Annotated in this window: 8 protein-coding genes; all 8 read left to right on the top strand. The window is 64.0% G+C overall.

From position 1 onward, the window contains the following. The first annotated feature begins 175 nt into the window (after positions 1-175). The 8 genes from accD to ACWKV7_RS03120 all read left to right on the top strand — a co-directional run bounded on the left by accD (position 176) and on the right by ACWKV7_RS03120 (position 12,333). A complete protein-coding gene (gene accD / locus ACWKV7_RS03155; RefSeq protein WP_483856172.1) occupies positions 176-1,060 on the top strand; it encodes an acetyl-CoA carboxylase, carboxyltransferase subunit beta in 885 nt (294 codons plus the stop codon). Further along, positions 1,057-2,352 carry a bifunctional tetrahydrofolate synthase/dihydrofolate synthase gene (gene folC / locus ACWKV7_RS03150; RefSeq protein ID WP_483856171.1) on the top strand — a complete coding sequence of 432 codons (1,296 nt, stop codon included), beginning with the start codon at positions 1,057-1,059 and terminating at the stop codon, positions 2,350-2,352. The genes accD and folC overlap by 4 nt, the downstream gene beginning before the upstream one ends. Beyond that, a complete protein-coding gene (locus ACWKV7_RS03145; RefSeq protein ID WP_483856170.1) occupies positions 2,336-2,929 on the top strand; it encodes an SPOR domain-containing protein in 594 nt (197 codons plus the stop codon). The genes folC and ACWKV7_RS03145 overlap by 17 nt, the downstream gene beginning before the upstream one ends. A gap of 97 nt (positions 2,930-3,026) precedes the next feature. Further along, complete coding sequence (locus tag ACWKV7_RS03140) at positions 3,027-3,539, top strand: CvpA family protein (protein WP_483856169.1); 513 nt, start codon at positions 3,027-3,029, stop codon at positions 3,537-3,539. A 76-nt stretch (positions 3,540-3,615) separates the two neighbouring features. Continuing rightward, positions 3,616-5,121, top strand: a complete 1,506-nt coding sequence (gene purF / locus ACWKV7_RS03135; RefSeq protein ID WP_483856168.1) for an amidophosphoribosyltransferase — start codon at positions 3,616-3,618, stop codon at positions 5,119-5,121. Between the two features lie 43 nt (positions 5,122-5,164). Next, entirely contained in the window at positions 5,165-6,376 is a 1,212-nt protein-coding gene (locus tag ACWKV7_RS03130; protein ID WP_483856167.1) for an O-succinylhomoserine sulfhydrylase, read from the top strand. A 458-nt stretch (positions 6,377-6,834) separates the two neighbouring features. Further along, positions 6,835-9,444, top strand: a complete 2,610-nt coding sequence (locus ACWKV7_RS03125; RefSeq protein WP_483856166.1) for a winged helix-turn-helix domain-containing protein — start codon at positions 6,835-6,837, stop codon at positions 9,442-9,444. A 138-nt stretch (positions 9,445-9,582) separates the two neighbouring features. Next, positions 9,583-12,333 (top strand): peroxidase family protein, encoded by a 2,751-nt coding sequence (locus ACWKV7_RS03120; protein ID WP_483856165.1) that lies wholly within the window; start codon positions 9,583-9,585, stop codon positions 12,331-12,333. Positions 12,334-12,343: the final 10 nt, after the last annotated feature.

Here is a 12,343-nt window from a genome sequence, read left to right as displayed (position 1 = left end):
TCCATTAGCGTACGTCGGCGACAAGCCGGCGCCATTTCGTTGGGCCGACCGGGCTGTGGATGGGTGCAGGACCGGGACGGCCTTGGCCAAGGCCATCACCATGAATTTTTTCAAGGACTTGCGCGGGGCCCTTGGCGCAGCGCGTCTGGGTCTGACAGCTAAGGAGAACTGAAGCATGAGCAACTGGCTGGTCGACAAACTGATTCCCTCGATCATGCGTTCCGAGGTGCAGAAGAGTTCCGTGCCCGAAGGGCTCTGGCACAAGTGTCCGTCCTGCGAGGCGGTGCTGTACAAGCCGGAGCTGGAAAAGACGCTGGATGTCTGCCCGAAGTGCCACCACCACATGCGCATCGACGCCCGCAGTCGCCTGGACATCTTCCTGGATGCCGAAGGTCGCGAGGAGATCGGTGCGGATCTCGAGCCGGTGGACCGTTTGAAATTCCGCGATGGCAAGAAGTACAAGGATCGCCTCGCCGCTGCGCAAAAACAGACCGGTGAGAAGGATGCGCTGATCGCCATGCGCGGCACTCTGCAAGGCATGCCGATTGTCGCTGCCGCCTTCGAGTTTTCCTTCATGGGCGGCTCGATGGGGGCGGTGGTTGGCGAGCGCTTCGTGCGGGCCGCCAATGTCGCGCTCGAACAGCGTTGCCCGCTGGTGTGCTTCTCTGCCTCGGGGGGCGCACGCATGCAGGAGGCGTTGATTTCCCTGATGCAAATGGCCAAGACCTCCGCCGTTCTGGCGCGGCTGCGTGAGGAAGGCATTCCATTCATTTCCGTGCTGACCGACCCGGTCTATGGCGGGGTTTCCGCCAGTCTGGCCATGCTCGGCGATGTGATCCTGGCCGAGCCGCGCGCGCTGATCGGCTTCGCCGGCCCACGGGTAATCGAGCAGACCGTACGCGAGAAGCTGCCGGAAGGCTTCCAGCGCAGCGAGTTTCTCCTCGATCACGGCGCCATCGACATGATCGTGCCGCGCGCCGAAATGCGCCCACGACTGGCGCAACTGCTGGCCCAGTTGATGGGGCAGCCATCGCCGCTGCAACTGCCGGCCAGCGCATGACTTCGCGCTCCCTGGCCGACTGGCTGGCCTATCTTGAGCAGCTCCACCCCGCGGCGATCGACATGGGGCTGGAGCGCTTGCAGGTTGTTGCCGGCCGACTCGGCCTGGGACGGCCAGCACCGCTGGTGATTTCGGTCACCGGTACCAACGGCAAGGGCTCGACCTGCGCAATGCTCGCCGCGCTGCTCGAAGAGCAGGGACTGAAGGTCGGCGTCTACAGCTCTCCGCACCTGCTGCGCTACAACGAGCGGGTGCAGATCGCCGGCCAGGAAGCGAGCGATGCGGCTTTGTGCGAGGCCTTCGCTGCCGTCGAAGCGGCGCGTGGCGACGTCACCCTGACCTACTTCGAGATGGGTACCCTGGCGGCATTCTGGCTGTTCGAGCGGTCCTCACTCGATGCGGCGGTGCTGGAGGTCGGTCTTGGCGGTCGCCTGGATGCAGTCAATCTGGTCGACGCCGACCTGGCGCTGGTGACCAGCATTGGCCTGGACCACGCCGAATGGCTGGGCGACACCCGCGAATCGGTGGCCACGGAAAAGGCCGGTCTGTTCCGTGCCGGAAAGCCGGCGCTGTGCGGTGATCTGGACCCTCCGGCGCCGCTCTTGGCGCGCGTGGCGGAGCTGGCATCGCCGTTCTTCCTGCGTGGGCGCGACTATGACCTGGCCATTGGTGAACACGGCTGGCACTGGCGAGGCCTGGATCGTGCCGGGGAAATGCTGGAACTGCATGACCTGCCATTGCTCGACCTGCCGATGGAAAACGCCGCGCTGGCGCTGCAGGCCTATGCCTTGCTCGATCTGCCCTGGCAGCCGGCGCGACTCGCTGGCGCGCTGGGACGGGCGCGGGTCAGTGGGCGCCTCGAAAGACGTCGCGTGAATTGGCGCGGCAAGTCACTCACGCTGTTGCTCGATGTTGGGCATAATCCCCATGCTGCCGAGTACCTGGCGCGGCGTCTGGACGGCAAGCCATTATCGGGGCGGCGCCTGGCGGTATTCGGTCTGCTAGCCGACAAGGATCTACAGGGCGTGACCAGAGCCCTGGCCGGTACGATCCACCACTGGGCGGTTGCACCGTTGCCTACCGAGCGCAGCCGCCCCGCGGCCGAACTCGAGGCGGCGCTTCTGAATCTCGGCGCGAGCGTCAGTTCGCATGCCGACGTGGTGGCTGCTATCGAGGCGCAATGCGCCGAGGCTAGCGCCGAGGATGAGATTCTGGTGTTCGGGTCTTTCTATTGCGTGGCCGAAGCCTTGGCTTGGCTGGAGGGGGTTGCGGGGGATGGCTTTGCTGGATAAGGGGCTCAAGCAGCGAATGGTCGGCGCCTTGGTGCTGGTGGCGCTGGCAGTGATCTTTCTACCAATGTTGTTTTCCCGCGAGGATGAGACTCGGCGGGTAGTGGTGGATGCTCCGCCGATGCCGGATACCCCTGCCATGCCGGCGATCGAGTTGCAACCGGTGGCCGTGCCCGAGCCCCAGGTCCTGCTCGAGGAGCCCGTGCCGCTAGAGCCGGAGTCCAGCGCGGTGGAGCCCGCCGAGCCGCCGACCCCGCCTGAGCAGGCTACTCAAGCGCCGGTCGTCGAGCCGAGCGCCGTACCTGCGTCGGCAACGGCCAGCCGTCTTGACGAAAACAGCCTGCCCATCAGTTGGTCGGTGCAGCTTGCCAGCCTGTCCAATCGTGACAGCGCGGAAAAACTGCAGAAGACCCTGCGCAGCCAGGGCTATAACGCCTATATCCGCACTGCCGACGGCATGAACCGTGTGTTCGTCGGCCCGGTGATCGAGCGCGCCGAGGCCAATCGCCTGCGCGATGTGCTCGGTCGCCAGCACAAGCTCGACGGTTTCGTGGTGCGCTTCCAGCCGGAGCGAGGTTGAACCGCGCGGCGCCGCCGGCCCTCGCTGCAATCCCTGGCTTACCCCTCGGCAAGGGCTCTGCTAAAATGCAGCGCCTTTTCTGTCTGTAGGCTGCACCGTGACTTTCACCTGGGTCGATTGGGCATTCATTGCCATCATCGCCGTTTCCAGCCTGATCAGCTTGAAGCGTGGCTTCGTCAAGGAAGCCCTGTCGCTGGTTACCTGGATCGTTGCCGGGATCGTCGCCTGGATGTTCGGTGGCGCGCTGTCGCAGCATCTCACCGAATTCATCGAAACACCGTCTGCGCGGGTGATAGCCGCTTGCGCGATACTCTTCGTCGCTACCCTGCTGGTGGGCGCCCTGATCAATTTCCTGATCGGCGAGTTGATCCGCGTCACCGGACTTTCTGGTACCGATCGCCTGCTTGGCATGGTTTTCGGCGCGGCGCGCGGAGCCTTGCTCGTGGTGGTCCTGGTCGGCCTGCTCAGCCTGGCACCGGTACAGCAGGACCCGTGGTGGCAGCAGTCGACCCTGCTGCCGCATTTCCTCATGGTCGCAGACTGGTCGAAGAACCTGATTCTTGGGCTCTCCAGCCAATGGATCGCCAACGGTCTCGGTTCGCAGAGCTGAGGCCGCCGATAGAAGGGCGTGTGGCGTTCGCGCCAGCGTCCAGAATTAGCTGAACTACTAGCAGGGGTTGCGTCACATGTGTGGCATCGTCGGAATCGTCGGTAAGTCGAACGTCAACCAAGCGCTGTACGACGCGCTTACCGTCCTTCAGCATCGCGGCCAGGACGCTGCCGGTATCGTGACCAGCCATGACGGCCGGTTGTTCCTGCGCAAGGACAACGGCTTGGTGCGCGACGTGTTCCAGCAGCGCCACATGCAGCGCCTCGTCGGCCACATGGGCATCGGGCATGTGCGCTATCCCACCGCCGGCAGCTCCAGTTCGGCCGAGGCACAGCCGTTTTATGTGAACTCGCCTTACGGCATTACCCTGGCGCACAACGGCAACCTGACCAACGTCGAGCAGTTGGCCAAGGAAATCTACGAGTCCGACCTGCGCCATGTGAACACCAATTCCGATTCGGAAGTGCTGCTCAATGTGTTCGCCCATGAGCTGGCCCAGCGCGGCAAGCTGCAGCCGACCGAGGAAGACGTGTTCGCCGCGGTGAGCGAGGTGCACCAGCGCTGCCGGGGTGGTTACGCAGTGGTGGCGATGATCACCGGCTACGGCATCGTCGGTTTCCGCGATCCCAATGCCATTCGCCCGATCGTCTTCGGCCAGCGCCACACCGACGAAGGCGTCGAATACATGATTGCCTCGGAGAGCGTGTCCCTCGATGTGCTCGGCTTTACCCTGATCCGCGACCTGGCGCCGGGCGAGGCCGTCTACATTACCGAGGACGGCAAGCTCTATACCCGCCAGTGCTCGACCAATCCGGTCTACTCGCCGTGCATCTTCGAGCATGTCTACCTCGCTCGCCCCGACTCCATCATGGATGGCATCTCGGTATACAAGGCGCGCCTGCGCATGGGCGAGAAGCTGGCCGAGAAAATCCTGCGCGAGCGCCCCGAGCACGATATCGACGTGGTCATTCCGATTCCCGATACCAGCCGTACCTCGGCGCTGGAGCTGGCGAATCGTCTCGGCGTGAAATTTCGCGAAGGCTTCGTGAAGAACCGCTACATCGGCCGTACCTTCATCATGCCGGGGCAGGCAGCGCGGAAGAAATCCGTGCGGCAGAAACTCAATGCCATCGAACTGGAGTTCCGCGGCAAGAACGTGCTGCTGGTGGACGACTCCATCGTGCGCGGTACCACCTGCAAGCAGATCATCCAGATGGCCCGCGAAGCCGGGGCGAAGAACGTCTATTTCTGCTCGGCCGCGCCGGCGGTGCGTTATCCGAATGTCTATGGCATCGACATGCCCAGCGCCCACGAACTGATCGCCCATAACCGCAGCACCGAGGAAGTGGCCGAGCTGATCGGTGCGGACTGGCTGATCTACCAGGACATCGAGGACCTGATCGAGGCGGTGCAGGAAGGCAACCCGAACATCCAGGGCTTCGACAGCTCGGTGTTCGATGGCCGCTACATCACCGGCGACGTCAACGAAGTCTATTTGAACAAGATCGAGCAGGCGCGCAACGACGCCTCCAAGGTCAAGGCCAACGCGGTCAGCGCCATTATCGATCTGTACAACAACTGAGCCGGCAGCCAGGTGGCTTGCGGCTGGAAGCAGGGTAGGTGAGATGAGTCAAGACTGGGATGCCGGACGCCTCGACAGCGATTTAGAAGGCGCGGCCTTCGATACCCTGGCGGTACGCGCCGGCCAGCACCGCTCGCCGGAAGGCGAGCATGGCGAGCCGTTGTTCTTCACGTCCAGCTACGTGTTTCGCAGCGCTGCCGATGCGGCGGCCCGCTTCGCTGGCGAAGTGCCGGGCAATGTCTACTCGCGCTATACCAACCCGACGGTGCGGGCGTTCGAGGAACGTATCGCCGCGCTGGAAGGGGCCGAGCAGGCGGTGGCGACCGCCTCCGGCATGTCGGCGATTCTTGCCACGGTGATGAGCCTGTGCAGCGCGGGTGACCATATCCTGGTTTCCCGCAGCGTGTTCGGTGCCACGGTCACGCTGTTCGAGAAGTACTTCAAGCGCTTCGGCATCCAGGTGGACTACGTGACGCTTGGCGATCTGGGTGCCTGGGAGAAGGCCTGCAAGCCGAACACCCGATTGCTGTTCGTCGAGTCGCCCTCCAATCCGCTGGTCGAGCTGGTGGATATCGCGGCGCTGGCGGAAATCGCTCATGCCAAGGGCGTTCTGCTGGCCGTGGACAACTGCTTCTGTACCCCGGTGCTGCAGAAGCCGCTGGCCCTCGGCGCAGATATCGTCATCCACTCGGCGACCAAGTTCATCGACGGCCAGGGGCGTTGCCTCGGCGGGGTGGTGGCCGGTCGTGCCGAGCAGATGAAGGAAGTGGTCGGTTTCCTGCGCACCGCCGGTCCGACACTCAGCCCGTTCAATGCCTGGGTGTTCCTCAAGGGGCTGGAAACGCTGCGCCTGCGCATGCAGGCCCATTGCGCCAGCGCCCAGGCCCTGGCCGAGTGGCTGGAAACCCAGCCCGGCGTGGAGAGGGTCTACTATGCCGGCCTGGCCAGCCACGCCCAGCAGGAGCTGGCCAAGCGTCAGCAGAGCGGCTTCGGCGCGGTGCTCAGTTTCGAGGTGAAGGGTGGCAAGGAGGGCGCCTGGCGCTTCATCGACGCCACCCGGTTGATCTCGATCACCGCCAACCTCGGCGACAGCAAGACCACCATCACCCATCCGGCGACCACCACCCACGGCCGGCTTTCGCCGGAGGACCGGGCTGCCGCCGGCATTCGCGACAGCCTGATCCGCGTGGCGGTCGGGTTGGAGGATGTGGCGGACCTCAAGGCTGACCTGGTCCGCGGGCTCGCCGCGCTCTGAGCCCTGCCCGGCAAGCGGCTGCCGTCGTTTGCCGGATTTGCGCCGCCTGTCACATATCCCCGAGCCTGGTACTCAGCACAGGCAGTCCTTGTTGCTGAGAAATAAGGAAACACCTGTTCACTGAAAGGCCGCTCCCCGCGATGCCTGGCGTCCCTTGCGCAGCGCGTAGCCTAGACGACGTGCGCCTACCAGCCTAACGGCGACCTGCCGACCTCACTCTCCGAGCACAACGGCCGCGTGCTTCTTTTCGTACCGAGTGCCCGTTGCGGGGAACTTGGCTGCCGGCCGGAAGTTCGGCAGCGCCGGGGGAATGCCGTGGGAAATGATCTGTCCCAACTGCGTCCGGTGCCCTGGTTTCGCTGGTCCGCCGCGACGGGTTCGCCCAGGGCGTTGCAACCGTTCAGGCCCTGGCGAGAAGAGGACAAGCCTGACAGGTATCGAGTATGGATTGCCGAGACATGGCCGCCGTGCTTCCCGGCGGCATTCCACGGGAAGACCTGCTGAAACTGCTGTGCCGTGCCGAGCACTATCCGCTGACATTGCTCCTGGCCCCCGCGGGGTCGGGCAAGTCCACCCTGTTGGCGCAATGGCAGGCCCGCCATACCACCCGGGCGGTGGTGCACTATCCGGTCCAGGCGCGGGATGACGATCCGGTGCGCTTCTTCCGCCGTCTGCTGGTGCGCATTCGGGCCCAGGTAACGGACTTCGACCTGTCCTGGTTCAACCCGTTCGACAACCAGATGCCCTTGTCGCCGGTCATCGTCGGCGAATACCTGGCCGATGCGCTGGAGCGCATCGACGATGGCTTGTTCATCGTGCTCGACGACTTCCAGCACGTCCGCCAGCCGGTCATTCTGGACGTCATGGCGTCGCTGCTGGAGCGCTTGCCGCCGAACGTGCGGATGATCATCTCCAGCCGCAACCATCCGGACATCGCCCTCAGCCGCTTGAAGCTGGAGAACCGCCTGCTAAGCATCGACCAGCACGACCTGCGCATGGATGCCTCGCAAATCCGCCAACTGAATGCCCATCTGGGTGGGCCGGAGCTGACCGACGGCTACATCGACAGCCTGCTGGTGATGACCGAGGGCTGGATGACCGGTATCAAGATGGCGCTGCTGGCCTGCGCACGCTTCGGCACCATCGCGCTGGAGCGCTTCAACGGCAGCCAGCCGGAGATCGTCGACTACTTTGGCCATGTGGTGCTGAAGCGGTTGTCGCCATCGCTGCGGGACTTCTTCCTGCGCAGCGCGATATTCGAGAAATTCAACGGCGCCATCTGCGACCGTGTGCTGCAGCGCACAGGGTCTGCGCTGTTACTGGAGGACATCGCGGCACGCGAGCTATTCATGCTGCCGGTGGACAACCAGCCTGGCTGGTATCGCTATCACGCATTGCTGCACGACTTGCTCAGCAAGCGGCTGGTGGTCGAACAGCACGGGCACATCGGCGACCTGCATGCCCGCGCGGCGCACTTCTACCTGGAGCAGGGCGAGTACGACCAGGCATTGCACCATGCGCAGCTCAGCGGCGATGGCGCGCTGTTCAATCATCTGTTGGAGCGGGGCTGCGATACCTGGATTCGCTGCGGCCAGTTCAGCGAAATCCTCAAGTGGGTCGAGCCGCTGCCGGAAAGCGAGGTATTGGCCAACCCCCGACTGATCTCCCCGCTGATCGGTGCACTGACTCTCTCGCGCCGCTTCCATCAGGCCCGCTACTATCTGGATGCGCTGAAGGAGCAACCGGCGTCCCGCCTCGATGCGCCGACCCAGCAGCTCCTGTCCCTGAATCTGCAGTTGTTCCAGCAGGACACGCTGGACGAGTCATGCCATGCCTTGCTCGAGCCGGGCATGCCGAGGGAGGTGCGCGGGCCGGCGCTGACCGTCATCGCCTATCACCACCTGATGGATGCCCGCGTCGATTCCTCCATTCGCCTGGCGGTGCAGGCCAAGGACCTGCTGGCCCAGGGCGGGCACAGTTTCCTGGAAAGCTATGCCGACCTGATCATCGCCCTGTGCCATCGCAACTCCCTGCGTGCCACCAGCGCCCGCAAGGAGGTGTCGTTAGACTACGAGCGCACAGACAAGGCCAGCCCGGCCTGGGTCAACCGAGCAACGGCGATGGTCGTTGCGCTCTATGAGCAGAATCAGTTGGGCCAGGCCCAGCAACTGTGCGAGGACCTGATTGCGGTCGTCAGCTCGTCGTCGGCCACCGAGGCCATCGTTACCGTCTACATCACCCTGTCGCGGTTGCTGCACAGGCGTCAGCTGCATGTGCGTGCCGGCCGGCTGCTGGACCAGCTTTCCAGCATCCTGCAACTGGGCAGCTACGGGCGTTTCGTCAGCCAGGTCGCCCAGGAGAGCCTCAGGCAGGCCTATGTCAGTGGCAAGAGCAGCGCCATGGAGGTGATCGCCCAGCGCTATCGCATTGCTGAGATGATCGACGAAGGCTGCTGGGAAAACGCCAGGCCATACGACGAGAGCTGGGAACGCTACGGCCTGGCGGCCGCCTACTGGTTGCAGGCCCGCGGCGCGCAGGCACGAGCACGGCGGATTCTCAAGGTGCTCGCCGAGTCGCTGCGGCAGAGCGAGGTCAAGGCGCGGGCGTTGGTGGTCGAAGCCAACCTGCTGGTGATCAACGCCCCCGAGCTGGGGCGCGATGGCCAACTGCTCGCGCTGCGGCGGCTGGTGGAGGAGTACGGCATCGTCAACATCAGCCGTTCGGTGTTCGACGAGGCGCCCGGCTTCGGCGAGGGCATGCTCGGGCTGTTGCAATCCGCCCCGTTGGACATTCCCGAACGCTACCAGGAGTTCTATGCCGAATTCCTGGTCGCCGAGTCGTGCACCTCGGCTCCCCGCGACCGTCTCGATGTGGCGGCGGTCCTGACCGGCAAGGAAATCCAGATCGTCGACCACCTGCTGGGCGGCCTGTCCAACAGCGAGATCAGCGCCCGCATGGGCATTGCGCTATCCACCACCAAGTGGCACCTGAAAAACATCTACTCGAAGCTGGACGTCTCCGGGCGCACCGACGCCATTCTCTACCTGCACGCTCGCCGCCAAGCGTAGCGGCTCTGCCTTCCCTGGCCTTGGGCCATTGCCAGCCACCCCTCCGCAGGGAGGGGGGAGGGCTGGTCGCCCCCGCATAAGCTCCGAATGCCGCGACCGCGGCACCCGATCATGAACAATAAAAATGGGAGATTAGCCATGGCTGTCTGGGTAACTTGGCCGGCTTTGACCAAGCTGGGAACCTTGGGAATTCTGACTGGATTGATCACCCTGGCGGTGGAGCGCCAGGCGCTATTCGAAAACAACCTGTTCGACGTGGAGGATTATTCGCGCTACAACCCGGACATTGTCTGCGACGAGCGCAGCCTCACCGCTCGTACCGAGGATGGCACCTGCAACATCCTCGAAAACCCCGCCGAGGGGTCGGCGCTGCGCCGCTTCGGGCGCAACGTCGATACCGCCATCACCCACGGGGAAACCGAGGCCGACACGTTGCTCACACCCAACCCACGGGACGTCAGCAACAGCCTGATGGCACGCAAGGAATTCAAGCCGGCCACCAGTCTCAACTTCATCGCCGCGGCCTGGATCCAGTTCATGATCCACGACTGGGTCGACCACGGCCCGAGCGTCGCCGACAACCCGATCCAGGTCCCGCTGCCGTCGGGCGACCCTCTGGGCAGCGGCAGCCTGGCCGTGCGCCGTACCCAGCCGGACCCGACCCGCACCGCCGGGGAGAGCGGTAAGCCGCAGACCTATCGCAACATCAACACCCACTGGTGGGACGGCTCGCAGCTGTATGGCAGCAGCAAGGAGGTCAACGATGAGATCCGCGCCTTCGTCGACGGAAAGCTAAAGATCAATCCGGACAACAGCCTGCCTACCGAGCTGCTCAGCGGCAAGCCGATCACCGGCTTCAGCGAGAACTGGTGGCTGGGCCTGAGCATGCTGCACCAGTTGTTCACCCTCGAGCACAACGCCATCGCCAGCATGCTCAAGCAGAAGTACCCCGGGCGGAGCGACCAGTGGCTCTACGACCGCGCGCGACTGATCAACTCGGCGCTGATGGCCAAGATCCATACGGTGGAATGGACCCCGGCGATCATTGCCAATCCAATCACCGAGCGCGCCATGTACGCCAACTGGTGGGGCATTCTCGGCGCCGGCGGGCCTCGGGATCAGTACCAGGCCGAAGTGCGCATGTTGCTGGAGGACCTGGAGCGCTCCGACTCCTTCGTCAAGCGCATCCTCGGTTTCGACCCGAATCTCTCCGACGGCGTCGGCGGCTCGGCCATCGACCATGCCTTCGCTGGCATCGTCGGCTCGGCCAAACCGAACAACTACGGCGTGCCGTACTCGCTGACCGAGGAGTTCGTCGCGGTCTATCGCATGCATCCGTTGATGCGCGACAACGTCGAGGTCTACGACATCGGTTCCAACAGCGTGGCGCGCTCCATTGCGCTGCAGGACACCCGTGACCGCAATGCGGAGAACATCCTGCACGATGAGCGCCCCGAGCGCCTGTGGTACTCCTTCGGCATTACCAATCCGGGCTCGCTGACGCTGCACAACTACCCGGAGTTCCTGCGCAACCTGTCGATTCCGCTGGTGGGCAATATCGACCTGGCGACCATCGACGTGCTGCGCGATCGCGAACGGGGCGTGCCACGCTACAACGAGTTCCGCCGTGCGATCGGCCTGAACCCGATCACCCGCTTCGAAGACCTGACCAAGGACCCGGAGACCCTGGCCCAGCTCAAGCGGCTGTACAACAACGATGTGGAACTGATCGACGCGCTGGTCGGGCAGCTCGCCGAAACGGTGCGCCCGGATGGCTTCGGCTTCGGCGAGACCGCGTTCCAGATCTTCATCATGAACGCCTCGCGCCGCCTGATGACCGACCGCTTCTATACCAAGGACTATCGGCCGGAGGTCTACACCCAGGAGGGAATCGACTGGGTAGAGAACAACGGCATGGTGCAGGTGCTTGAGCGCCACTATCCGCAACTGGCCAGCACCCTCGTTGGCGTCGATAACGCCTTCAAGCCCTGGGGGCTGAACATTCCCGAGGACTACGAAAGCTGGCCGGCAGCCGCCAAACAGGAAAACCTGTGGGTCAACGGCGCGGTGCGCACCCAGTACGGCAATGATCAGTTGCCGGCCCTGGCGCCGGTGGATGTGGGCGGCTTGATCGGTTCGATCCTGTGGAGCAAGGTCAAGGACCGCAAGGATGTGGCGCCGGAAGGCTACGCCAAGCCGATTCATGCCCATGGTGCGCTGGCCAAGGTCAAGTTCGTGCCGGTTGCCGGCAATGGCTATTCCGGCCTGTTCGAAGGCGCGGACAACGGCCTGCTGCGCCTCTCGCTGACCGGCGATCCAGCCGATCGCGGCTTCGCCCCCGGGCTGGCCTGGAAGCTGTTCGTCGATGGCAAGCCGTCGGAGAACGTATCGGCGCTGTATACCCTGTCAGGACAGGGTGGCAACCATGACTTCTTCGCCAACGAGCTGACCCAGTATGTGCTGCCGGAGGTGAACGATACCTTGGGCACCACGTTGCTGTTCTCGGCGGTCAGCTTGCGGCCCACCCAGCTGCGTCTGGACGATCTGGCCGAAGTGCGCCAGGACGGCACGCCGGTAACCCAGGTCAAGGCACCGACGCAGATCTATTTCGTGCCGCGCACGGAAGTGAAGAATCGCTTCACCAGCGCCCCGCACGATTTCCGCCAGGATTTGCTGTCGCTCGAGGCGGGAACCAAGCTGTACGACGTGTATGCCACCTCGGCGAAGATCAAGCTGTCGATCATTCCCTCGATCAGCCAGAGCTACGCAAGCCAGCGCCGCGCCAGTGCCACCAAGATCGGTGAGCTGGAGCTGACGTCGCCCTTCATAGCCTCGACCTTTGGCGACAACGGCATCTTCTTCAAACACCAGCGCTACGAAGACAAGTAAGTCGACAAAC

The sequence above is a fragment of the Zestomonas ipomoeae genome, from assembly GCF_057128665.1.
This window is presented reverse-complemented; position numbering and strand designations above follow the sequence as displayed.